The organism is Endobacterium cereale (assembly GCF_009617585.1).
In the GTDB taxonomy this organism is placed as follows: Bacteria; Pseudomonadota; Alphaproteobacteria; order Rhizobiales; family Rhizobiaceae; genus Neorhizobium; species Neorhizobium cereale.
Map to the genome: position 1 here is coordinate 61,443 of NZ_WIXI01000040.1, position 23,813 is coordinate 85,255.

The following is a 23,813-nucleotide window of genomic DNA, read 5'->3' on the forward strand; positions in this document are numbered from 1 at the left end:
ATGACCAACGAAACCATCTTCACCAATTGTGCCATCGTTCTAGCCGACGAAATCGTCACCGGCAGCGTTTTGGTGCGCGACGGCAAGATTGCCGACATTTCCAGCGGCCATTCGAGCAATGGCATTGACCTGAATGGCGATTATCTTCTGCCCGGCTGTGTCGAACTGCATACCGACCATCTGGAAACGCATTTCCAGCCGCGCCCGAAAGTACGCTGGAACATGGACGCGGCGCTGCAGGCGCATGATGGTCAGGTGGCAAGCTCCGGCATCACCACCGTTTTCGATGCCCTTCGCGTCGGCATCGACGACGATACCGATCTCGGTCCCGCCGACATGGCGGCCATGGCGGTAAAAATTTCGCAGGCCAATGCTGCCGGTCGTCTACGCGCGGAACACTTTATTCACCTGCGCTGCGAAGTGTCGGTTGCCGATGTGGATGAGCAATTTGCGATGATGGAAGGCAATGACCGTGTGCGCCTTGCCTCGCTGATGGACCATGCTCCCGGCCAGCGTCAGTTCGTCAGCCTGGATGCCTACCGCATCTATTATCAGGGCAAGAAGAAGCTCTCGAACGCCGAGTTCGACATTTTCTGCAAACGCCGCATTGCCGAATCCGAGGCCAATTCAGACCGTAACCGCAAGCGTATCGCCGAGCTTTGCCACGCAGCCGGTATCGCCATTGCATCCCATGACGATGCGACCGCTGCTCACGTCGCTGAGGGTGTTGAGCTTGGCATCGCGCTTGCCGAATTCCCTACCACGATCGAGGCGGCTGTCCTGTCACGCGAAGCCGGTCTGCAGGTGCTGATGGGGGCGCCAAATGTGGTGCGCGGCGGGTCGCATTCCGGCAATGTCTCGGCGCTCGATCTGCTCGAAAAGGGTGCGCTCGACATTCTCTCGTCCGATTACATTCCTTTTTCGATGATGCAGGCGGCCTTCGTTCTGACGGATCGCGGTCTTGCCGATCTGCCGCAAGCCGTGCGTCTGATCTCGGACAATCCGGCCCGCGCGGCAGGTCTCGATGATCGTGGCCGCATCGAAGTCGGTCGCCGTGCGGATCTGGTGCGGGTGCGTGCAGAACGCGACATGCCGCCCGTGGTCGCAGGTGTCTGGCGGGAGGGCAATCGTGTCTGCTGATCGACCAGGATTGTTCATCGCCGTTGTCGGCCCGAGCGGGGCCGGTAAGGACACATTGATGCGGGCGGTTGCCGCCCGCTTGCAGGATCGGCCGGATATCCGTTTCGCCCAACGCGTCATCACCCGCGATGCCGATCCCGATAATGAGGACCATGAAGTTCTGTCGCGCGCCGAATTCGCGGATGCGCGCCAGGATGGCGAATTCTGCCTCGACTGGGAGGCGCACGGTCTTTGTTATTCGCTGCGCCGTGAGGCGGCGGCGCATGTAGAAGGCGGCGGTGTTCTGATCGCCAACCTTTCGCGCGGCGTGCTATCCGAAGCGGCAACGCAGTTTTCGCGTATGGATGTGCTGGAGATTACCGCGCGGCCTGACATCCGTGTCGAGCGTTTGCTGGCACGCGGGCGCGAAACGGTAGAGGATATTCGCAGCCGTATCGCCCGTGAAATGCCGATTTCGGTGGCGAACCTGCCAGGCCGTATCGTGACCATCGACAATTCTGGTCGGCTGGATGATGCGGTGGATGTGCTTGAAGCCTATCTAGCCGGCGCGCGTTCGTCATCCTGACCGAAGGATAATTCCCTTAATTGTGATGCCACTGGTCTTCACCGGCGAGATGCGCTGTGGCAGTTTCCCCGCTGCAGGGGAGAGTGTGACGGATGAATGGAAATATCGCAGTGCGGCTGGAGAATGTCAGTCGCGCTTTTGGGAAGACGGCTGCCGTCAACGGCATTTCGCTCGACATCGCCAAAGGCGAGATCGTTTCGCTGGTCGGTCATTCCGGTTGCGGCAAGTCCACTCTGCTGCGCATCATCTCCGGCGTTGAGCCAGTCGATTCCGGGCGTGTGTTTCTCGATGGATGCGAGGTTGACGGACAGCATTTCGTTGAGCCGGAAGCGCGTGGGGTCGGGTTCGTGTTTCAGGATTATGCGCTATTTCCGCACCTGAGCGTCCGCGACAACATCCTTTTCGGGCTGAAACACAGGCTAAAGGTGGAGGCTGTCACCGCAGCCGAAAATATCATTCGCCGAATCGGTATAGAGCATCTCGCCGATCGCTTTCCGCATACACTGTCGGGCGGCGAACAGCAGCGTGTGGCGCTCGCCCGTGCATTGGCGCCCGAGCCTGCGGTCATCCTGATGGACGAACCCTTTTCCAATCTCGATCAGGGACTGCGCGACAAGGTGCGCACCGATACGCTATCTCTACTGCGATCCCTGTCCGCCACCGCCATCATGGTCACTCATGATCCGCAGGAGGCGCTATCGGTTGGCGACCGGGTGGTGCTGATGCGATCCGGTGAAATCGTGCAGGCGGGCAATCCCTACGACCTGCATGACCGGCCGGAAAACGCCTATGCTGCCGAGTTTTTCTGCGCGTTCAACAAGGTTTCCGGCCAATGGCATGACGGAAAATTCAAGACCGTTCTCGGCAGCTTTGCCGTTGCGTCGGGAGCGAAGGAGACCGGCGCGGAAACACTCTACATCCGTCCGCGTGATATCATTGTATCACTCGAGAGTGGCGACCTGCCTGCCCGTATCGGCGAGCGCGTCTTTTATGGCGACACAGAGCAGCTTGTGCTGTTCGTCGATGGACTGGAAACACCGCTGAAAGCAACCGTGTCGGAAAGGCTGCCCGATGGCACCGAAAAGATCAGAATTTCAGTCCGGCCGGAACGGCTTTCCGTATTCTGATGACAGATCAATGGTTGTAAATGCATCTAAAAAATCGATAACGTGTGCGTGATTGCTACCTATAATTGGCAAAATAAACTTGACCAATCCGATCATGAAATGGTGCAAACCCTCCGTGTTTCTCTAACGGGGGAGTTATCATGAAACCAAACGCCATTCTGGCCTCCACGCTTCTCGCCGCATCCATGCTCGTCGCTCCGTCGCTTGCATCGGCAGCAGAAATCAACGTCTATACCACTCGCGAACCGGCCCTGATCGCGCCGCTTCTCGAAGCCTACACCAAATCCACCGGCACCAAGGTCAACACCGTCTTCATGAAGGACGGCCTGGCTGAACGTGTTTCTTCGGAAGGCGCAAGCTCGCCGGCCGATATCCTGATGGCCGTCGATGCCGGCAATCTGGTCGATCTCGCCGAGAAGGGCGTGACGCAGCCGGTCGAATCGGCTGTGCTGAGTTCCGCTATCCCGGCTGAACTGCGCGACGGCAAGGGCCATTGGTTCGGCCTGTCCTATCGCGCCCGCGTTCTTTATGCCGCAAAGGATCTCGACCTCGCCTCGTTCAATTACGAGGATCTCGCCGATCCGAAGTGGAAGGGCAAGGTCTGCATCCGTTCGGGCCAGCATCCTTACAACACCGCGCTGTTTGCCGATTACATCGCCCATTACGGTGCCGAAGAAACCGAAAAATGGCTGGCTGGCGTGAAGGATAACCTTGCACGCAAGGCTGCCGGCGGCGACCGCGATGCGGCCAAGGATATTCTCGGCGGCATTTGCGATATCGGTATCGCCAATTCCTATTATGTCGGCCTGATGAAGTCGGGCAAGGGTGGCGAAGAACAGGTCAAGTGGGCCGAGGCCATCAAAGTCATCCTGCCGACCTTCAAGGACGGCGGCACACAGGTGAATATCAGCGGCGCAGCCGTTGCGAAAAATTCGCCTAACAAGGCCGAAGCTGTGAAATTCCTGGAATATCTCGTCTCCGACGAAGCCCAGAAGATCTATGCCGAAGCCAATTACGAATATCCGGTCAAGGCCGGCGCTGCGGTCGACCCGATCATTGCCTCTTTCGGCACGCTGAAGGTCGACAACAAGCCGCTGTCTGAAATCGTCAGCCATCGCAAGCAGGCGAGCGAGCTGGTCGACAAGGTCGGTTTCGACAACTAAGGCATATGCGGGGCGCCTCGAAAGGGGCGCCATCGTTTCTTTCGGGAAGGCTCTTTGCCTTCGCTTTTCGTCATCCTCGGGTTTGTGCTGAGGAACTGCCAGGATCCACTTGTCTCGGGTTCAGCAGATCTTCACGACAACCCGAGGATGACGTCGTTGAACTCGACGTCGTGTGATTGGCCGTCTCAAGTGAACATTGTGATGCACTCCAGCCAACCGGTCGCCACTCCGTTGAACGGCAGGCGCGGCCGTCGGTCCGGCCAAAACTGGCTTATGCTGGCTGTCTTCGCGGCGCTGATCGTGACGCTGCCGGTTCTGGGGTTGTTGCTGGAAGCATTGAAAGGTTCGTCCGGTATATGGGCGCATCTTTTCTCGACCGTCCTGCCTGTGGCCATGGCAGATACGGTCATCCTCCTTGCCGGTGTCGGCATCGGCACCGCCGTCATTGGTACGACGACCGCCTGGCTGGTCACTGCCTATGATTTTCCGGGAAGGCGCATGCTCGAATGGGCTCTGCTGCTGCCGCTTGCCGTGCCCACCTATATCATTGCTTATGCCTATCTCGACATTCTGCACCCGATCGGTTCGGTGCAGGGCGCAATCCGCTGGGTGCTGGGCTACGAGAGCCCGCGCCAGTTCCGTCTGCCGGATATCCGCTCGATGACCGGCTGTATCCTGCTGCTGGGTTTCGTGCTTTACCCTTACGTCTACATCCCGACGCGGGCGATGTTTTTGACCCAGTCCGGCAATCTCGTCGATGCCGCCCGCACGCTCGGTGTTTCCCGTCGCGCCGTGTTTTGGCGGGTCGCGTTGCCTTTGGCGCGTCCGGCTGTCGCCATTGGCGTGGCGTTGGCGTTGATGGAAACGTTGAACGATGTCGGTGCCGCCGAGTTTCTGGGCGTGCGCACCATGACAGTGTCGATCTACACGACATGGATTACTCGCACCGACCTGCCCGGCGCTTCGCAGATCGCATTAGCCTTACTCCTGATCGTCGTTGCTCTTGTCGGCATCGAGCGCTGGGCGCGCCGTAAACAGCGATATGCGACTGACGCACGCCGTAGCCGGGGCCTTGCGCCGCAGAGGGTCAGCACGGCCAAAGGGCTTGTTTTCCTTGTCCTGGGATTCCTTCCTATTCTTCTGGGTTTTGTCGCGCCGGCCATTTATCTCGTCACGGAAGCGTGGAAGCGATACCGTTTTGCCGGCATCTCGCCGCGCATTCTCGATGAGGCCGTGAACACGATCGCCATCGCGACGGTCGCGACTGTTGTCACCATTCTTCTCGGCCTTGTCGTTGCTTATGCGGCTCGTATACGGCCCGGCAAAACGTCCGGAGCACTGGTGCGCTTGTCGGGCATGGGCTATGCCGCGCCTGGCACCGTGGTGGCCATCGGTGTCCTGATCGTGCTCGCGGGTCTCGATCGCTTGATTGACCGCACTGCGCTCGACTGGTTCGGTGTTTCCACCGGGTTGCTGTTCATGGGCTCTGGTGCTGCGGTTGTTTATGCGTTGACGGTGCGTTTCCTCGCGATTTCGGCCGGGGGCATCGAGGCGGGGTTGTCCCGCATACCAATGTCGCTCGACCACGCGTCGCGCACGCTGGGGCAATCGGTAACCGGCACGTTACGCCATGTGCATCTGCCACTGTCGAAAACGGCGATTTCGGCAGCGGCGCTTCTGGTCTTCGTGGATTGTGTCAAGGAATTGCCGGCGACGCTTTTGCTGCGTCCGCTCAATATCGAGACCTTCGCCACCCATCTTTATGGCGAGGCCGCACGCGGCACCTATGAGGAAGCGGCCATCGCGGCCCTTGCCATTGTCGCCATTGCCATCCTGCCGGTCGTCCTGTTGTCGCGTGTCGGCAGCAACAGGTCGGTCGCCGGCTGATCGGTCAGTTTTCCATCCAACGGCGCCCCGATGCCATCAGGTGGGCATGCATGGCAGCCTGCGCGGCGAGCGGATTTTTTACTTCCAGTGCCGCAAGAATGGCCTCATGTTCACTCAAGGCAAATTTCCATGTTTCCGGGGTTTCGAAACGGCCGCGCATATGGTCCGACATCGGACTGTGCCGTTCGTCGAACAGGCTGGCAACGATTTCCGAAAGAACAGAATTGCCGGCACTTTCGGCGATCACCAGATGAAACTGGCGATCCTGCTCCAGTGGCTTGCGTCCTTCTGCTATCTCCGCGCGCATCGCCGTCAGAATATCCTGTAGCACATTAAGGGTCGCCTCGGGCATCGCGGCTGTGGCCTGCACGATCACGGCGCTTTCAATGACGGCGCGAGCCTGCATCAGTTCCGTCGGGCTTTCGCCCAGCGATCGGCCGGTAATGGACGGTTTGCTCGCGTTGAGCACATAGACCCCGGATCCCATGCGAATTTCGATCGTGCCGTCGATTTCCAGAGCGATGAGTGCCTCACGCAGGGATGGGCGAGAAACGCCCAGTTGCTGCGCCAATTCACGCTCGGCAGGAAGGCGTGAGCCGGAGTGGTACTGGCCATTGACGATGAGTTGCCGCACCTGATCTGCGATCTGTTGGTAGAGACGGCGTGCATCGGTCATCGTGGTCAGGCCAATCAATCAAATTTGCATTCTGAAATTGAGTAGATGGCCAAAATTGAGAAAATGCAAGCCGATGGGGAATAATTGGCTTGACCAATATTAAATCAGCGGCCTAGTTTGCCCGTCGAAAGCTCGGGAGGCTTTTGCGCGGGGAGGAATTCGCGATGGGAGGAATGCCGGCAACGGCAGGCGGGATCGATGTGCGGCCGGTTGTGCTGAAGCTCGATAATGTCTCGAAGGAATTTCCGGGCGTAAAGGCGCTGTCCGGCGTCAGCTTCGATTTGCGCGCCGGCGAAGTGCATGCGGTCTGCGGCGAAAACGGCGCCGGCAAATCAACGCTGATGAAGATCATCAGCGGCGTCTACCAGCCGAACGGCGGCACCGTCACCTACAAGGGTGAACCGGTGCAGTTTGCAACGACGCTACAGTCGGAAGCGGCCGGTATTGCCATCATCCATCAGGAACTCAATCTCGTTCCGCACCTGACGGTCGCGGAAAACATCTATCTTGCCCGCGAACCACGCCGCGGCTGGCTGGTCGATCGCCGCCGGCTGATCGCCGATGCAAAGCGTTGCCTCGATCGCCTCGGCGTCGATATCGATCCGAATGTGCAGGTGCGCACGCTGTCCGTCGCGCAGTGCCAGATGGTCGAGATCGCCAAGGCGCTGTCGCTGAATGCGACGGTGCTGATCATGGACGAACCGACCTCGTCGCTGACCGAGCAGGAAGCGCAGCTTCTGTTCAAGGTCATTCGAGACCTGAAGGCCGAGGGCACCGGCATCATCTATATTTCCCACCGCCTCGACGAGATGGCGGAGATTGTCGACCGGGTGACCGTGTTGCGTGATGGCCGTTATATCTCCACCGACGACTTTGCCGACCTCACCATTGATGACATCGTGGCGCGCATGGTTGGGCGTTCGCTGGAAGACAAGTTCCCCGAGCCGACGCGCGTGCCGGGTGAGGATGTCATCTTTTCCGTCTCTGGCCTGACGCGGACCGGCGTGTTTTCCGATGTGAGCTTTGACATCCGCCGCGGCGAGATTCTGGGTTTTGCCGGCCTGATGGGGGCAGGACGTACGGAAGTGGCGCGCGCGATTTTCGGCGCCGATCCGCTTGATGCCGGCACTATCACCCTCGACGGCGACGCGCTAAAAATCACCGATCCCCGCAGCGCCATCGAAGCCGGCATTGCCTATCTGTCGGAAGACCGAAAGGCACAGGGGCTGGCGGTGAAAATGCCGGTGGATGCCAATCTGGTGATGGCGCGCATGCAGGCGGTCAGCAATTCTGTCGGCGTCATCGATCGCAAGCAACATCGCGATGCGAGCCAGCGTTACGTCGATCTTTTGAACATCCGCACGCCCAGCCTCAGCCAGCCGGTTCGGCTTCTGTCGGGCGGCAACCAGCAGAAGATCATCATCGGCAAATGGCTGTTTCGCGAGCCGCGCATCATGTTTTTCGATGAACCGACACGCGGCATCGATGTCGGCGCGAAATTCGCGATCTATCAGATCATGGATGAGCTTGCGGCAAATGGCATCGGCATCGTGCTGATCAGTTCGGAACTGCCGGAAGTGCTGGGCATGTCCGACCGCGTTGCGGTGTTCCATGGCGGCCGCATCATGGCGACGCTGAACACGCGCGACACCAATCAGGAAGAAATCATGCATTACGCATCCGGCAGCGGCCGGCATGCGGGACAGGGATAATATCATGGCCGACATTACGGATGAGAAATCGCAGCCGCCCGCCCAGCCGCCACAGCAGGGCCGCCGCCTCAGCGACCGCCAGAAGGACATCATCCAGAAGTTTGCGGCGCTCGGCAGCCTAGTGGTTCTGGCCGTGATCTTTTCCGCCACCAGCAGCGCCTTCATGACGGTCGGCAATGGCATGACCATCGCCCTGCAGGTGACCTCGATTGCACTTCTCGGCATCGGCGCGACCTATGTCATCATCACCGGCGGTATCGATCTGTCGGTTGGATCGGTGCTGGCCCTGGCGGGTGTCGTTGCGGCGCTGGTGGTGAAGGAGCTTCAGATGCCGATCTGGATCGGCATGCTGTGCGGCATCCTCACCGGGTCCGCCTGCGGTTTGATCAATGGCCTGATCGTCACGCAGCTGAAACTGCCGCCCTTCATCGCCACTCTTGGCATGATGCTGATTGCCCGTGGTGTCGCCTTGCAGATCACCGGCGCACGCGCGGTTTCCGGCCTTGGTGAGAGCTTTGGCGAGCTTGGTAACGGCTCGCTGTTTCGCATCGAAAGCATCGATGACATGGGTTTTCCGGTCGTCAGCTTTCCCGGCATCCCCTATCCGGTCGTGCTGATGATCGTCATCGGCGTGATCGCCGCCTTTGTGCTGAACCGCACGGTGCTCGGTCGCTACATCTATGCAATCGGCTCGAATGCCGATGCGGCGCGTCTTTCCGGCGTCAACGTGTCCCGCGTCACCGCCTTTACCTATGTGGTGTCCGGCACGCTTGCGGGCCTCACCGGTTGCGTGCTGATGTCGCGCCTCGTCACCGCCCAGCCGAACGAAGGCGTGGCGTATGAACTCGACGCCATTGCCAGCGCCGTCATCGGCGGCACGTCGCTGATCGGCGGTGTCGGTACGATTTCCGGCACGATCATCGGTGCCTTCGTGATCGGCATCCTGCGCAACGGCCTCAATATGAACGGCGTTTCCGCCTTCACCCAGCAGATCATCATCGGCCTCGTCATTCTGGTCACCGTCTGGATCGACCAGTTGCGCAACCGCCGTTGAAGAAGACGGAGCGGTTTGCCGCTCTCGGAAATGCCGCACGGGAAGGAGGGAGCCTTCCCCCGCAACGGCCCCGGCAGGGTCGAGACACAAGAGGAGGATGAACCATGCGTAAACTGACTATTGCCCTGATGGCCTCGGCCATCGCCCTTGCCGGTGCCACCGGCGCATCGGCTGCCGAAATCGCCGTCATCGTGAAGACCGTCAATTCCACCTTCTGGCAGAATGTCCAGAAGGGCGCAGATGCGGCGATTGCCACCGCAAAGGGCAAACACACTATGACCTTCCAGGGCCCGGCGGCTGAATCCGCCATCGCCGACGAGGTCAATATGGTGGAAAACGCCGTCAACCGTAAGGTCGGCGCGATCCTGCTTGCCCCGTCCGATCCGGATGCGCTGGTGCCTGCCGTCAAGAAGGCTTGGGAAGCCCGCATTCCGGTCGTGATCATCGACAGCCAGCTGGCTGATGGTGCGGACAAATATTACCAGTCCTTCCTTGCCACCGATAACCGCAAGGCCGGTGAACTGGCGGCACAGGCGATGATCGACAAGGTCGGCACGACCGGTAAGATCGCCGTCATGTCTTACGTGGCCGGTGCCGGTTCGGAAATCGGTCGCGTCGGCGGCTTTACCGATTACATCAAGAAGAACTCCAAGCTCGAAATCGTCGGGCCGTATTATTCGCAGTCGCAGATGGCGACCGCGCTCAACCAGACCACCGACGTGCTGGCCGCCAACAGCGACCTCAAGGGTATTTTTGGCGCCAATGAGCCGACCGCGATCGGCATGGGCCGTGCCATCAAACAGGCTGGCAAGGCGGGCAAGCTCGTCGCCATCGGCTTCGACGGCAATCAGGATCTTCAGGAATTCGTCAAGGACGGCACGCTGCATGCGACCGTCGTGCAGGGCTCCTTCCAGATGGGCGACAAGGGTGTCGAAGCCCTGCTGAAACTGCTCGACAAGCAGAAGGTTGAAAAGACCATCGATACCGGCGTCGTTGTCGTCACCAAGGACAATATCGACAAGCCGGAAGCCAAGAACGTTCTTTACTGAGCCAAGCTTTTGACGCGCGGGCTTTTTGTCCGCGCGTCTTATTCCACCGTGATCGGGCATAGCGAGCAGGATTTGAGAGTATGAAGGTTTCCGACAGGCGCAAACTGCGCAACCGCGATGTCTCGTTTACGCTGATGGGACTGGGCTGCGCCCAGATGGGCAATCTTTACCGTTTGACCAGCTACGCGGAATCGCTCTCCGCTTTCGATGCCGCCTGGGAAGCCGGTATGCGTTATTTCGATACGGCACCGTTTTACGGCTACACCCGCTCGGAGCGTAGGCTCGGCACGATGGTGACCGATCATCCGCGAGAAGATTATCTGCTCAGCACCAAGGTCGGCCGCATCATGGTGCCGGATGAAACGGTGGGGCCGGAGGAGGATGCCTATGTGGCGCCGCTGCCGTTCCGCCCGACCTATGATTACAGCTATGATGCCATCATGCGTTCGTTCGAGACGAGCCGTCAGCGGCTTGGCGTGTTCGCACCGGATATTCTTTATGTCCACGATATCGGCCGCGCCACCCATGGCGACCGCCACCAGCATTATTGGGATCAACTGACCAAGGGCGGTGGTTTCAAGGCGCTTGGCGAGTTGCGCTCGAGCGGTCTCGTCAAGGCTGTCGGTCTCGGCGTCAACGAGTGGCAGGCCGTCTCCGAAGCCATGGATGAATTCGATGTCGACGTCTCCATGCTCGCCGGTCGCTACACGCTGCTGGAACATGAGAGCCTCGATTTGCTCAACCGTTGCCAGCGCGAAGGTGTTGGCATCGTTGTCGCCGGTGCCTTCAATTCCGGTCTGCTGGCGGGCAACAAGAAGTTCAATTATGCCGAGGCTCCCGCCGACATTCTCGCCCGTGTGAACGAGATCGAAGCCGCCTGCGAAGCCGAAGGTGTTTCCATGCAGGCGGCGGCGCTGGCATTCCCCACGTTGCATCCGGCCGTCGTCACCGTTGTTTCCGGCGCCCGCAATGGCGAGCAGATGAAGGCCAATGTCGGCTGGTTCGAGCAGGATATTCCGGCATCCTTCTGGATGCGTCTCAAAGAAAAGGGCGTGATTTCCGCCGAAGCACCGATTGCGGGAGCGTGATGCCATGATCATCGATGCACACCAGCATTTCTGGCTGCTGAAGGATCGCGGTGGCGGCTGGCCGCCGCCGGATCTGGAAGCGATCTACCGCGATTTTTTGCCCGCCGATCTCGTGCCGGAAATCAAGAAGGTGGGCGTGACCGGTACGGTTCTGGTGCAATCGCTGCCGAGTGTGGAAGACACGCGTTTCATGCTCGGGCTGGCGGAAGAGAATGATTTTATTCTCGGCGTTGTTGGCTGGGCGGATATGAAAGCGGCCGATGCGCCCGCCGTGATTGCCGAGCTTGCGAAGGCGAAAAAGCTCAAGGGCCTGCGGCCGATGCTGCAGGATATTTCTGACGATAACTGGATCGATGATGCGAAGCTCGAACCGGCGGTGGAAGCGATGATCGCGCATCAGCTGGTATTCGATGCGCTGGTTCTGGAGCCGCATCTGTCGGCACTGCATGCGTTCGCCCGTCGTCATCCGAGCCTGCCTGTTGTCATCGATCACGGTGCCAAGCCGCGCATCGCCAGCGGGCATTTTATCGATTGGCGTCATGCGATGCTGCGGCTGGCGGAACTGGACAATGTGGCCTGCAAACTCTCCGGCCTGCTGACAGAAGCCGGCGATCAGGATCCGCGTGCGCTGCGCCCGTATATCGAGACCATTCTCGAATTGTTCGGATCGGAGCGGGTGATCTGGGGCAGCGACTGGCCGGTTCTTCTTCTGGCTGGCTGTTATGGCAGTTGGCTGACGCAATGTCGCGAGATCGTGCCCGCTGCCGATCACGATGCCGTCTTCGGCGGCAATGCCCGCCGTTTCTACCGCCTTTAAGGAATATCTGAATGCAAAGAATGGGAATGGTTATCGGCGTGCAGCCGGGCAAGGTGGAGACGTACAAGGAATTGCACGCCGCCGTCTGGCCAGAAATTCTGGCGCTGATTTCGAGCTGCAACATCAGGAACTACACGATTTTTCTGAAAGAGCCGGAAAACCTGCTGTTCGGTTACTGGGAGTATCACGGCACGGATTTTGAGGCCGACATGGCCAAAATGGCAGCGAGTGAAAAGAACCAGGAATGGTGGTCGTTCTGCATTCCCTGTCAGAAACCGTTCGAAACCCGCAAGGAGGGCGAATGGTGGGCCATGATGGAAAACGTTTTTCACCTCGATTGATAAGGATGACGAAATGACTGGAAACATTCACGGCAAGACTGTTGTCGTCACCGCCGCGGGGCAGGGCATCGGCCGCGCCAGCGCGCTGGCTTTTGCCGCTGCGGGCGCAAAAGTCTGGGCGACGGATATCAACGACGCCGCGCTTTCGACGCTCGATGGTGAAGCCAATGTTCAGACCGCGCATCTCGACGTGCTCAACGCTGCCGCGGTGACGGCGTTCTTCGAAAAGATCGGCGCCGTCGATGTTCTGTTCAATTGCGCCGGTTTCGTCCATGCCGGTTCGGTTCTGGACATGCCGGACAGCGATCTCGATTTTGCCTTCGATCTCAATGTCCGCGCCATGGTGCGCACCATCAAGGCGGTGCTGCCCGGCATGCTGGAGCGCGGCGATGGCACTATCATCAACATGGCGTCGATCGCTTCCAGCACCAAGGGCGTGCCGAACCGCGCCGCCTATGGCATCACCAAGGCGGCCGTGATCGGGCTCACCAAATCCGTCGCTGCCGATTACGTGGCGCAGGGCATTCGCTGCAACGCCATTTGCCCCGGCACGGTGGAAAGCCCGTCGCTGGAAAGCCGCATGCGCGCACAGGGCAATTACGAGGAAGCCCGCGCCGCCTTTATCGCCCGCCAGCCGATGGGCCGCCTCGGCACCCCGGAAGAGATTGCCGACCTCGCCGTCTATCTGGCCGGCGCTACCTACACGACCGGTCAGGCCGTCGGTATCGACGGCGGCTGGGGTATCTGATCTTCTGGCACCTGCCGACTTTGAATATGCACTGAAAGGACACTGACATGAAGTTTCTCCGTTACGGCGCACCCGGCGCCGAAAAGCCCGCCATTCTCGATGCCGATGGCAAGATCCGCGATCTTTCCGCCCATGTTTCCGATCTTTCGGGTGCAGCGCTTGCACCCGATGCGCTGGCCAAGCTCGGCGCCATCGATGCAAAAAGCCTGCCTCTGGTGGAAGGTGATCCGCGTCTCGGCCCCTGCGTTGCCGGCACGGGAAAATTCATCTGCATCGGCCTCAACTATTCCGACCATGCCGCCGAAACCGGTGCCACCGTGCCGCCGGAGCCGATCATCTTCATGAAGGCCTCGTCCGCCATCGTCGGCCCCAACGACAACGTTCTGATCCCGCGCGGTTCGGAAAAGACCGACTGGGAAGTCGAACTCGCCGTCGTCATCGGCAAGACCGCAAAATATGTGACCGAAGCCGAGGCTCTGGATTACGTCGCCGGTTATTGCGTCACCAATGACGTGTCCGAGCGGGCCTTCCAGACAGAGCGTTCCGGCCAGTGGACCAAGGGCAAATCCTGCGACACGTTCGGGCCGATGGGCCCGTGGCTGGTCACCAAGGATGAGGTGCCGGATCCGCAAAACCTTGCCATGTGGCTGAAGGTGAACGGCGAGCAGCAGCAAGACGGTTCGTCAAAGACGATGGTGTATGGCGTCGCGTTCCTGGTGTCCTACCTGTCGCAGTTCATGTCGCTGCATCCGGGCGATGTCATCTCCACCGGCACGCCTCCCGGCGTCGGCATGGGCCTGAAGCCGCCGCGTTACCTGAAGGACGGTGACGTCGTCGAACTCGGCATCGAAGGTCTCGGTACCCAGAAACAGACCTTTGTCGCCGACCGCTAAGCCAGCACCAAACCTATCATTCTGACAGACGAGGCCGCCTCATGACCCGCATCACCAATCTTCGCGTTTTCGACCTGCGTTTCCCGACTTCCCAAAGTCTGGACGGATCGGACGCCATGAACCCGGATCCGGATTATTCGGCGGCCTATGTCATTCTCGAAACCGATCGCGAGGGCATTTCGGGCCATGGCCTGACCTTCACCATCGGTCGCGGCAACGACATCTGCTGCATGGCAATCGAAGCCATGCGGCACCTCGTTGTCGGCAAGGATCTTTCCGAAATGCGCGCCGCCCCCGGCAAATTCTGGCGGCACCTGACGGGTGACAGCCAGCTGCGCTGGATCGGCCCGGACAAGGGCGCGATGCATCTCGCCACCGGCGCCGTCGTCAACGCGCTTTGGGATGCTCTCGCCAAGGAAGCGGGCATGCCGGTGTGGAAATTCGTCTCCACCATGTCGCCGGAGGAAATCGCCGACATCGTCGATTACCGTTACCTCACCGATGCGCTGACCCGCGACGAGGCGATCGACATCCTGCGCAAGGCCGAGGCCGGCAAGGCGGAACGGATCGCGACGCTGGAGAAGGAGGGGTACGCCTGCTACACGACCTCGGCCGGCTGGCTGGGTTACCCGGATGACAAGCTGCGCCGTCTTGCGCAGGAAGCGGTCGATGCCGGTTTCAACCATGTGAAGATGAAGGTGGGCCGCGACCTCGAAGACGATATCCGCCGGCTGACCATTTGCCGAGAGGTCATCGGTCCTGACCGTTACATGATGATCGATGCCAATCAGGTCTGGGATGTCGATCAGGCCATCGACTGGGTCAACGCACTGGCGTTTGCCAAACCCTTCTTCATCGAGGAACCGACCAGCCCGGATGACGTGGCCGGCCACAAGAAGATCCGCGAGGCGATTGCGCCGGTGAAGGTGGCGACCGGCGAAATGTGCCAGAACCGCATCATGTTCAAGCAGTTCATCGCCGAAGGCGCGATCGATATCGTGCAGATCGATGCTTGCCGCATGGGTGGGCTGAACGAGGTTTTGGCTGTGCTTTTGATCGCCGCCAAATTCGGCAAGGCGGTGTGGCCGCATGCCGGTGGCGTGGGCCTTTGCGAATATGTGCAGCACCTGTCGATGATCGATTACATTGCCGTCTCCGGCACCAAGGAGGGCAGGGTGATCGAATATGTCGACCACCTGCACGAACATTTCGTCGATCCCTGCGTCATCAAGGATGCGGCCTACATGCCGCCATCGAAGGCTGGTTTCTCGATCGAGATGAAACCGCAATCGATTGCCGATTATACATTTGGCCAACCGAAGGCTGCCTGAGGGGATTTGACAATGACGGACAACATTCTGGCTCTGACACTATCCCCCGAAACCATTCTGCCGGGCGATGCCGACAAGGCGGTCCTGATCGGCCGTGTCTGGTCAAACGCCGCCGATGGCCCGCTGCCTGTTATTTATCGAGACGGCCAGTTGCACGATATATCTGCAATTGCGTCGACCTCCAGCGCGCTTCTGGAAATCGACGGCATCGCTTCTCGACTGGCGACCGAAAGCGGCCCGGCCATCGGCGCGCTCGAAAACTTTCTCGACGGCAGTCTTGGCGCTCTTCTGGCGCCGGTCGATCTGCAGGCTGTCAAAGCGGCGGGCGTTACCTTTGCCGGTTCGATGCTGGAACGGGTGATCGAAGAGTTTACACGCGGCAATCCGGCAGAAGCCGCCAATGTTCGCGAGCGTCTCGCGCCGGTTCTGGGTGAAAAACTCACCGGTCTGGTGCCGGGATCAGAAAAGGCTGCCGAGGTGAAGGCGCTGCTCACCGAGATGACGCTGTGGTCGCAATATCTCGAAGTCGGCATCGGCCCGGATGCGGAAATCTTTACCAAGGCGCAGCCGATGTCATCGGTCGGTTCAGGCGCTCTCGCCGGTCTTCACCCGAAATCGGAATGGAATAACCCGGAACCGGAGGTGGTGCTGGCGATCCGCTCCGATGGCCAGATCGTCGGCGCCACACTCGGCAATGACGTCAATCTGCGTGATATCGAAGGTCGTTCGGCTCTGCTGCTTGGCAAGGCCAAGGACAACAACGCCTCCTGCTCGATCGGCCCGTTCATTCGGCTGTTCGATGAGACCTTCACGCTCGATACCGTGCGCAATCTCGAGGTGTCCCTGAAAGTCACCGGCGAGGATGGTTTTGTCATGGATGGTGTCAGCCGCATGAATGCCATCAGCCGTGATCCCGCCGATCTGGCCGGTCAGTTGCTCAATCCCAATCACCAATATCCCGATGGCGCGGTACTGTTCCTCGGCACGATGTTTGCTCCGGTCAAGGATCGCCGTGGTCCCGGTCAGGGCTTTACCCACGAAGTCGGAGACCGGGTGGAAATTAGCGCGCCGGAACTGGGGCGTCTGGTCAACCGCATGGCCCGTTGCGCCGATTGCGCGCCCTGGACGTTTGGCGTTGGTGCGTTGATGCGCAATCTGGCGGGTAGGGGGCTTCTGTAGGCGGCAATTGCGAATTTGGACCGCAGGATCTAAATTAATCCTTTAGTCCATTTCCATGGAGGCGGTTTTGCCGATCAACGCCAACAAAAGCGAAGCAGATGCATTGACCCGCGAGTTTGCAAAAATGGCGGATGTAAGTATCTCCGAGGCCATCGTGATCGCGATGAGAGAGGCGATCGAACGGCGTCGCAAGGCAGAAACGCCGATTGAAACTGCTACGCGACTGCGTGAAAAATTCGGTATCCAGCTTTCCGAGCAGGCTATGAAGCCTTTGCCGAAGTCCGCTTTCGATAGCATGTGGGATGAAAGCTGATGTATGTCGATGCCTGCGCGATTATCGCCCTGGCATCAAATGAGCCGGAGGCCCAACGCATTTCGGAAGCATTGATCGCGGCGAAGGCGCCGATCACTTCGGCCGCCGCTGTGTTGGAAGCTGCCTTGGGATTGGCGCGACCTGACAAATTCAACCAGCCCGTTTCCCAAATAGAACCGTTCTTGATGGCTTTTCTCAAGGAGCAGGGCATTGACCTGTGTGATCTACCGCCAGCGAGAACGGCATCGAGCCTTGTGCTGATGGCCGCAGATAAATTCGGACGCGGACCGAACAGGCTTAATCTTGGTGATTGTCTATCAGGTGCCGATACTCGCTACGCATGACGAATTTCGGCAGACAGACCTAGAAACAGTACCTTGACGTCTGGCGGAGGGCCGCCGTCAAGCGACGGCCCGTCGGCAATCACATCACCGCGCCGATCTGCCACGGCACGAATTCGTGGCGTCCATAGCCTAGCAGTTCCGATTTGGACTTCTTGCCCGAAGCGACGTCGAGGATGACGTTAAAAATCTCGCGGCCCTTGTCTTCGAGGCTGACACCATCGATGACATCGCCGCAGTTGATGTCCATGTCCTCGGTCATGCGGGCGTAAAGCTCGTTATTGGTGGCGAGCTTGATCGACGGTACCGGTTTGCCGCCATAGGCGGAGCCACGGCCGGTGGTGAAACAGAGGATGTTGGCGCCGCCGGCGACCTGTCCGGTTGCCGCAACCGGGTCATAACCGGGTGTGTCCATGTAGACAAAACCCTTGCGATCTATGCGCTCGGCGTAACGATAGACGCCTCTGAGCGTGGAGTTGCCGCCCTTGGCGACGGCGCCCAGCGATTTTTCCAGAATGGTGGTGAGACCGCCGGCCTTGTTGCCGGGGGAGGGGTTGTTGTTCATCTCGCCGCCATTGCGGGTCGTGTATTCGTCCCACCATGCGATCAGGTCGACGATTTTCTGGCCGACCTCGACGCTTTCGGCGCGGCGTGTCAGGAGATGCTCGGCGCCGTAGATTTCAGGCGTTTCGGAGAGGATCGCAGTGCCTCCCTGGCGCACCAGCATGTCGGCGGCGACGCCGAGTGCCGGGTTGGCGGTGAGGCCGGAATACCCGTCAGAGCCACCGCATTGCAGCGCCAGCGAGAGTTCTGAGGCGGAAATCGGTTCGCGGCGGGAGCGTGCGACGAAGGGCAGCATTTCCTTGATCTTTGCCACGCCGGCCTCGACCGCCTTGCGGGTGCCGCCGGTTTCCTGAATGGTCAGCGATTGAAAGTGTTCGCCCTCGGCAATCTGATAGGTCTCTTTCATCCGGGGGATCTGAAAGACCTCGCAGCCGAGGCCGACCAGCAGTGTCGCGGCAAAATTGGGATGGCTGGCATAGCCCCACTGGGTACGCGACAGCACGTCAAAGGCCTCGCCCTTGCCGGCCATGCCGCAGCCCTGGCTGTGCGGCAGTGCCACGATGCCGTCGATATCCGGGTAGTCGTCGAGAATGCCGGAACGGTTGATCTCTTCGGCGATGTAATCCACCGCCGTGGCGGAACAGTTTACCGACGACAGGATGCCGATAAAATTACGGGTGCCGGAGCGGCCGTCGGCGCGGCGAAAGCCTTCGAAAAAGGCTGGCGTTTCGCCCGGCAGCAAAATTTCCTTCGGGCGGGCTTCGGCAGCGAATGCGTAATCGCGCTCAAAATCCTCGCCCATGGTGACGTTCTTTTCGTGCACCCATTCGCCGGGAATGATGTCGGTCGAGGCAAAGCCGATGATCTGGCCGAATTTGCGGATCGGTTCGCCCTTGGTGATCGGCCGTGTCGCCACCTTGTGGCTGCGCGGTACGCGGGCCACTGCCACCACATCGCCTTCGATCGGCGTGCCGGTCGGCAGATCGGCGGTCGCGACCACCACATTGTCCTGCGGGTTGAGGCGCAGCGTCTTTTTTACAGTCATGTCAAACCTCCAGGATCGCCTTGATCACGCCGGCTTCCGGCTTTGACCATTCAGCGAAAAGCGAGACGCCGTCTTCAAGGCGACCACGATGGGTATTCAGCGCGCGCGTCGGCACCTTGCCGGCCTCGATCTGCCGAACCACTTCGGCAAAATCGTCAGGCTGGGCATTGCGGCTGGCAATGAGCGTCGCCTCGCGCTTGTGGAATTCCGGGTCGGAAAAGGTGATGTCCTGCCGCACGACGGACAGAAACACGTAACGGGCGCCGTGGGCGAGGAAACCAAAACCGCGCTGCATCGGCACCGCATTGCCGGTGGCGTCGATGACGACGTCATACCATTCGCCGGAAGTCTGGCGTTCAGCCTCTGATTCCGCGTTCTCGTCAGCAAAGATCGTGGCGTCCGCGCCAAGCTGGTCGACGGCGAATTTCAGGCGGTCCTCGCGCGTGTCCATCACCGTCACATGCGCGCCGCGCGCCTTGGCAAAAATGATCGCCGACATGCCGATCGGGCCGGAGCCGGTGACAAGCACACGATCTTCCGAGGTGATCATGCCGCGTTTGACGCCGTGGGCGCCGATTGCCAGAAACTCGATCATCGCCGCATCAGCGAGCGGAATTTTGCCGGTCGGGACAACGTTCTGCTCGGGCACGCAGAGATATTCGGCCATGCCGCCATCCTTGTGCACACCCAGAACCTGAATGTTGCAGCAGGCATTGGACAGGCCCTTGCGGCAGGCCTTGCAGGTGTCGCAGGAGAGATAGGGCACGATATAGACCGGATCGCCTGCCTTCAGTCTGCTATCTGCCGGTGCCTCTTCGACCGTCCCCGACAGTTCATGTCCCATGACGCGGGGATATTCGAGAAAGGGATGTTTGCCGGCAAAGATATGAAAATCCGTGCCGCAAATGCCGATATGGCGGATGCGGACCTTCACCTCTTTCTCCCCGCGCACCGGTTCAGGGCGCGAGACGATGGAGAGGCGGCCGGGTTCATCGCAGACCAGAGCTTTCATGCGGTTTTCCTGTCGGAGGCTTGGATGATGGCTTCAAGAGTTGGTGCGGGCGTGCCAGCCCAATCGAGAAAAGCTTTGATGCGGCGCTCGATCTTCAGGGCGTGATTGCCGGCAATGTCGGCGATACGGTGTTCTAGGTAGGGGTTGAGGAAACGGCCCATCGTCGTTTCGACATAGGCCTTGGCGTCGTCACCCATGCCGTGCGCCGCAAAGCCGGGAACGACTTCATCGCGATAGACGGCATCCAGCCGCTGACGGATGGCCGGGTCGGTCAGAATTTCCTTCACCGTCTCGCCCTTCGGTCGGCCTTCCTTCAGCCAGATATCGGCGAGAGTGGTGTGGCCGAGATTGAGGATGTGCAGTTTCAGGCGCTCGAACGGTTCGAGCTTGTCTGTCAGCACGATCGCCGGATGTGTGCAGGGCATGGTGAGGCCGGGCGTACGTTCGACTGCCCACAGCGCATAGGGTTCCGCGACCGCGCCGACCGGCTCGATCGGTTCGGAAACGATGCGGTCCACCAGCGTGTTGGCGAAAATCACCTTTTCTTCCAGCCATGCCAGGAATGCGGCGTCCGCTCCGCTCTTCTGTGCAAGGTCGCGGATGATGCCCTTCAGCACCGGTCCATTGCCGTTGATGAGTTCGCAAGGGAGGATCGTGAGCGGCTTGGCTGTTCTCTGGAAACGGGCCAGCAGGAGCTGTGCGAGCTTGCCGGGGAAGGACGGGCGCGGCGACAGGACGTCCAACTCGGCGCCCTCCAATTCGGACGAGATGTCGTACCCGGAATCGCCGGTATTGGAGAGCACGTATTCGGCCTGCTCGCAGAACAGGTTAACGACTTCTGCCCAGTTTCCCGCAACCGAAAGGCCGCGCTCGACACTTTTCACCGCAACGGTGCGCTCGACGGGACTGCCATCTTCCAGTCCGCGAATGATGACCGGGAAACCGGCCGGATCGGCGAAGGCTGCCAGCCGCCCTGCGCGTTCAGCCGAGCCCGATGTCTGCACGATAACGACGGGCAGAACATTCTGCCCTTGCTGCTTTGCCTCATGCAGGAAAAAATCCGCATGTGCCTGGAGAAAACGGCTGGTGCCGAACTGTAAAATGATGCCCGTCATGGACGCTCCGCCCTGATCTGATACCTGTTTGAAATAATGGCCGGTCGAGGCGTGGCAGGCCGACAGAAGCGCAATTGGCGTCGCATGCTTCCTCTCCCGTAACATGCAGTAAAACTGTTCTTTTGGGATAAAAGACAATCGCCTTGCAGGCAATTTGTTTTTTATATAAAAAGAGCATTCATAAAAAACAGCTTCTGCCAAGTGTCATTTCAGCAGCCGTCATTTCAAGGCGCTCTTCCAATCATGAAAACCAACGCTCTTTTCAAGCGCAGCTACAATCAGGCTCTCGATATGCTGGCCGGAGCAGGAGAGGGCGTGCCTTTGCCATCAGAGCCGGCCATGGCTGCGACACTCGGTGTCAGCCGCACCACCGTTCGCGCCGTGCTGACGGCGCTGGCCATGCGCGAGATCATCACCATCGACGGTCGCGCCAAGACCCAACTGCGCCTGCCGAAGCGCAACGACTATCTTGCTGATGCCGATCTGGAGCCGCTGGCCGATATGGTGGAGCGAAAATTCATGGCGTGGCTGGTGGGGCCGGATTGCAGCCCCGGCCATGTGATCAACGGGCTGGATCTCGCCCGCCAGTTTGGGGTCTCGACCTCGGCCATTCGCGATTGCCTCAACAAGTTTAGCCATTTTGGCTTGCTGGAACGGCAAAGCAATGGCCGCTGGCGCACGCTCGGCCTGACCGTCGAATTCGTCGCGGAGCTTTTCGACATGCGTGAACTGATCGAGTTTCGCGCCGTCGATCGTTTTGTGGCGCTTTCGAAAGACGACCCGCTGTGGAGCGAACTGTCATTGATCGAGAAAGAGCATCACGCATTTCTTGACGATTTCGATCGCCGCAACCGTGATTTTTCCGATCTCGACCACCGGTTTCACAAGCTCGTTGATAGCGCCGTCCCGAATCGGTTTCTTGGCAATATCCAGGGCGTGATGTCGGTGATTTTTCACTATCACTACCAATGGAACAAAAAGGACGAGGTTGATCGCAATCACCGTGCGCTCTGCGAGCATCTGGCCTATATCGACGGGCTGAAAAGCGGTGATCCTTCCAGGGCGCGAGAGGCCTGCCGGTTGCATCTCCACACGGCACGATCGACCATGCTGACATCCATCAATGTCATTTGAGGGAACATTTTGTGAAATATTTCAACTTGACAGGTAATGATATTACATAACATACACTATTCGCATTGACGGCAGGCCCCTTTGGCAGCTAAGTCAGCGTCGACGGTTTCCAACGCCAAAAGCAATGGAATTAATAGGGAACACGGTGCGGACCTCAACAGGACCAATGCCGTGGCTGCCCCCGCAACTGTAAGCGGATCACCGTCCATCCTCGAGATACCCGATGGGTGTCTGGCCACTGTGTCGTGATCGGCATGGGAAGGCAGGTGGACGACATGTTCGTGAGCCAGGAGACCTGCCGTCGGGACAGAACTATCGTTACGGGCGGGGATGCCCGGAAGAGGATCACGTTATGACGCTTCCATGCGCTGATGCGCACTCCATGGTCTTTATCCCTTTTTCGTCGATGTCGGCTGTCCGGGGCCAAGCGTTCTGACGCGCGCTGTCGCCCTCCATCGATCACACATTTCCAGGAGAGACCATGTTTCATTTTTCACGCCTGTCGGTTTGCGCAGGTCTGTTGGCATCTGCCGTCGCCGCCATTCCATTTTCGACCTCGGCACAGGCTGCCGAAACTCAGTATCCGTTGACGATCAAGAATTGCGGCCTTGAGCTGACCTTCAAGCAGGCGCCGTCGCGCACCGTGTCCGTCGGCCAGAGCGTGACTGAAGTGCTTTATCTGCTTGGGCTTTCGGACAAGGTGGTCGGCACGGCACTTTGGGTCAGCCCCGTGCTGAAAGGGTTTGAGGAAACCAATGCCAAGGTCGAGCGTCTGGCCGATAACGATCCGAGCTTCGAAGCGGTCATCGGTAAGAAGCCGGATCTCGTGACGACACAGTTCCAGTGGCAGATCGGCCCGGAAGGCGTGGTTGGAACGCCTGCCCAGTTCGCCGAGCTTGGTGTGCCGGTCTACACGTCGCCGGCAGATTGTGTCGGCAAGGACAATTCCGGCGGCGGCGATGGCGTGCGCACCGGTGTCTTTTCGATGGAGTTGATCTACGAGGAAATCCGCGATCTGGCCAAAATCTACAACGTACAGGATCGCGGTGAGGAGGTCGTTGCCGACCTGAAGACGCGTGAAGACGCAGCCCGCAAGAAGATTGCCTCTGCGGAAGGCAAGCTCTCCGCCGTGTTCTGGTTCTCCAGCGCGGAAATGGATATCGATCCTTATGTCGCGGGTCGTCACGGCGCGCCGGGTTACATCATGTCGGCACTGGGCATCAAGAATGTCATCGAAAGCGATGAGGAATGGCCGACGGTTGGCTGGGAAACCATTGCCAAGGCCAATCCGACCATGATCGTCACCGGCAAGATGGATCGCCGCCGCTTCCAGGCCGATGATGTTGCCGTCAAGCACAAATTCCTCAAGGATGACCCGGTTGCCAGCCTGATGTCGGCTGTCAAGGAAGGCCATGTCTTCGATATGGATGCGCAGGCGATGAACCCGACCATCCGCACGATTGAAGGACTGGAAGTTCTGGCGGATGCGATTGCTTCCGCTGGCCTTGCCAAATAAGCA

23 protein-coding genes and 1 riboswitch are annotated in these 23,813 nt (G+C 59.5%); of the genes, 19 read left to right on the plus strand and 4 right to left on the minus strand.

The window, feature by feature from the left end:
• From GAO09_RS09495 to GAO09_RS09515, 5 genes are all read left to right on the plus strand, one after another.
• Positions 1-1,140 (plus strand): alpha-D-ribose 1-methylphosphonate 5-triphosphate diphosphatase, encoded by a 1,140-nt coding sequence (locus tag GAO09_RS09495; RefSeq protein WP_153353775.1) that lies wholly within the window; start codon positions 1-3, stop codon positions 1,138-1,140.
• Positions 1,130-1,705 carry a phosphonate metabolism protein/1,5-bisphosphokinase (PRPP-forming) PhnN gene (phnN, locus tag GAO09_RS09500; protein WP_209018670.1) on the plus strand — a complete coding sequence of 192 codons (576 nt, stop codon included), beginning with the start codon at positions 1,130-1,132 and terminating at the stop codon, positions 1,703-1,705. The genes GAO09_RS09495 and phnN overlap by 11 nt, the downstream gene beginning before the upstream one ends.
• 92 nt (positions 1,706-1,797) lie before the next feature.
• Positions 1,798-2,832, plus strand: coding sequence for an ABC transporter ATP-binding protein (locus tag GAO09_RS09505; RefSeq protein ID WP_153353777.1), 1,035 nt, complete (start codon positions 1,798-1,800; stop codon positions 2,830-2,832).
• 185 nt (positions 2,833-3,017) lie between these two features.
• Positions 3,018-3,995, plus strand: coding sequence for a Fe(3+) ABC transporter substrate-binding protein (locus GAO09_RS09510; protein WP_235938027.1), 978 nt, complete (start codon positions 3,018-3,020; stop codon positions 3,993-3,995).
• A gap of 201 nt (positions 3,996-4,196) precedes the next feature.
• Complete coding sequence (locus tag GAO09_RS09515) at positions 4,197-5,882, plus strand: ABC transporter permease (protein WP_235938014.1); 1,686 nt, start codon at positions 4,197-4,199, stop codon at positions 5,880-5,882.
• 4 nt (positions 5,883-5,886) lie between these two features.
• On the opposite strand, the gene GAO09_RS09520 is transcribed toward GAO09_RS09515, so the two are convergent.
• Positions 5,887-6,576 carry a FadR/GntR family transcriptional regulator gene (locus tag GAO09_RS09520; protein WP_410767690.1) on the minus strand — a complete coding sequence of 230 codons (690 nt, stop codon included), beginning with the start codon at positions 6,574-6,576 and terminating at the stop codon, positions 5,887-5,889.
• 146 nt (positions 6,577-6,722) lie between these two features.
• On the opposite strand from GAO09_RS09520, the gene GAO09_RS09525 reads away from it, so the two are divergent.
• The 12 genes from GAO09_RS09525 (at position 6,723) to GAO09_RS09580 (ending at position 17,427) form a co-directional block, all read left to right on the plus strand.
• Complete coding sequence (locus GAO09_RS09525; RefSeq protein ID WP_209018671.1) at positions 6,723-8,270, plus strand: sugar ABC transporter ATP-binding protein; 1,548 nt, start codon at positions 6,723-6,725, stop codon at positions 8,268-8,270.
• Positions 8,271-8,274: 4 nt separating this feature from the next.
• Positions 8,275-9,324, plus strand: coding sequence for an ABC transporter permease (locus GAO09_RS09530; protein WP_153353779.1), 1,050 nt, complete (start codon positions 8,275-8,277; stop codon positions 9,322-9,324).
• Between the two features lie 104 nt (positions 9,325-9,428).
• Positions 9,429-10,373, plus strand: coding sequence for an ABC transporter substrate-binding protein (locus GAO09_RS09535; RefSeq protein WP_153353780.1), 945 nt, complete (start codon positions 9,429-9,431; stop codon positions 10,371-10,373).
• A gap of 80 nt (positions 10,374-10,453) precedes the next feature.
• Entirely contained in the window at positions 10,454-11,461 is a 1,008-nt protein-coding gene (locus tag GAO09_RS09540) for an aldo/keto reductase (protein ID WP_153353781.1), read from the plus strand.
• A 4-nt stretch (positions 11,462-11,465) separates the two neighbouring features.
• Entirely contained in the window at positions 11,466-12,278 is an 813-nt protein-coding gene (locus tag GAO09_RS09545) for an amidohydrolase family protein (RefSeq protein WP_153353782.1), read from the plus strand.
• An 11-nt stretch (positions 12,279-12,289) separates the two neighbouring features.
• The gene (locus GAO09_RS09550) at positions 12,290-12,619 is read left to right on the plus strand and encodes an L-rhamnose mutarotase (protein WP_153353783.1); all 330 of its coding nucleotides are present in this window, start codon (positions 12,290-12,292) and stop codon (positions 12,617-12,619) included.
• Between the two features lie 13 nt (positions 12,620-12,632).
• Entirely contained in the window at positions 12,633-13,367 is a 735-nt protein-coding gene (locus tag GAO09_RS09555; RefSeq protein ID WP_153353784.1) for an SDR family oxidoreductase, read from the plus strand.
• Between the two features lie 47 nt (positions 13,368-13,414).
• Positions 13,415-14,260 (plus strand): fumarylacetoacetate hydrolase family protein, encoded by an 846-nt coding sequence (locus GAO09_RS09560; RefSeq protein ID WP_153353785.1) that lies wholly within the window; start codon positions 13,415-13,417, stop codon positions 14,258-14,260.
• 41 nt (positions 14,261-14,301) lie between these two features.
• Positions 14,302-15,591, plus strand: coding sequence for an L-fuconate dehydratase (locus GAO09_RS09565; RefSeq protein ID WP_153353786.1), 1,290 nt, complete (start codon positions 14,302-14,304; stop codon positions 15,589-15,591).
• A 12-nt stretch (positions 15,592-15,603) separates the two neighbouring features.
• Positions 15,604-16,770 carry a fumarylacetoacetate hydrolase family protein gene (locus GAO09_RS09570; protein ID WP_153353787.1) on the plus strand — a complete coding sequence of 389 codons (1,167 nt, stop codon included), beginning with the start codon at positions 15,604-15,606 and terminating at the stop codon, positions 16,768-16,770.
• Positions 16,771-16,837: 67 nt separating this feature from the next.
• Positions 16,838-17,083, plus strand: a complete 246-nt coding sequence (locus tag GAO09_RS09575) for a type II toxin-antitoxin system VapB family antitoxin (RefSeq protein WP_209018672.1) — start codon at positions 16,838-16,840, stop codon at positions 17,081-17,083.
• The gene (locus GAO09_RS09580; RefSeq protein WP_235938015.1) at positions 17,083-17,427 is read left to right on the plus strand and encodes a type II toxin-antitoxin system VapC family toxin; all 345 of its coding nucleotides are present in this window, start codon (positions 17,083-17,085) and stop codon (positions 17,425-17,427) included. Before GAO09_RS09575 ends, GAO09_RS09580 begins: the two co-directional genes overlap by 1 nt.
• 79 nt (positions 17,428-17,506) lie before the next feature.
• On the opposite strand, the gene GAO09_RS09585 is transcribed toward GAO09_RS09580, so the two are convergent.
• The 3 genes from GAO09_RS09585 to GAO09_RS09595 are packed head-to-tail and all read right to left on the minus strand — an operon-like array spanning position 17,507 to position 21,160.
• Positions 17,507-19,033, minus strand: coding sequence for a UxaA family hydrolase (locus GAO09_RS09585; RefSeq protein WP_153353789.1), 1,527 nt, complete (start codon positions 19,031-19,033; stop codon positions 17,507-17,509).
• 1 nt (position 19,034) lies between these two features.
• Complete coding sequence (locus GAO09_RS09590; protein WP_153353790.1) at positions 19,035-20,045, minus strand: zinc-binding alcohol dehydrogenase family protein; 1,011 nt, start codon at positions 20,043-20,045, stop codon at positions 19,035-19,037.
• Positions 20,042-21,160, minus strand: coding sequence for a mannitol dehydrogenase family protein (locus GAO09_RS09595; RefSeq protein ID WP_153353791.1), 1,119 nt, complete (start codon positions 21,158-21,160; stop codon positions 20,042-20,044). The genes GAO09_RS09590 and GAO09_RS09595 overlap by 4 nt, the downstream gene beginning before the upstream one ends.
• 243 nt (positions 21,161-21,403) lie before the next feature.
• On the opposite strand from GAO09_RS09595, the gene GAO09_RS09600 reads away from it, so the two are divergent.
• On the plus strand, positions 21,404-22,294 hold the full coding sequence (locus GAO09_RS09600; protein ID WP_153353792.1) for a GntR family transcriptional regulator: 891 nt from the start codon (positions 21,404-21,406) through the stop codon (positions 22,292-22,294).
• An 86-nt stretch (positions 22,295-22,380) separates the two neighbouring features.
• Positions 22,381-22,611, plus strand: a riboswitch (cobalamin riboswitch).
• Between the two features lie 164 nt (positions 22,612-22,775).
• The gene (locus GAO09_RS09605; protein ID WP_153353793.1) at positions 22,776-23,810 is read left to right on the plus strand and encodes an ABC transporter substrate-binding protein; all 1,035 of its coding nucleotides are present in this window, start codon (positions 22,776-22,778) and stop codon (positions 23,808-23,810) included.
• The last annotated feature ends 3 nt before the right edge of the window (positions 23,811-23,813 follow it).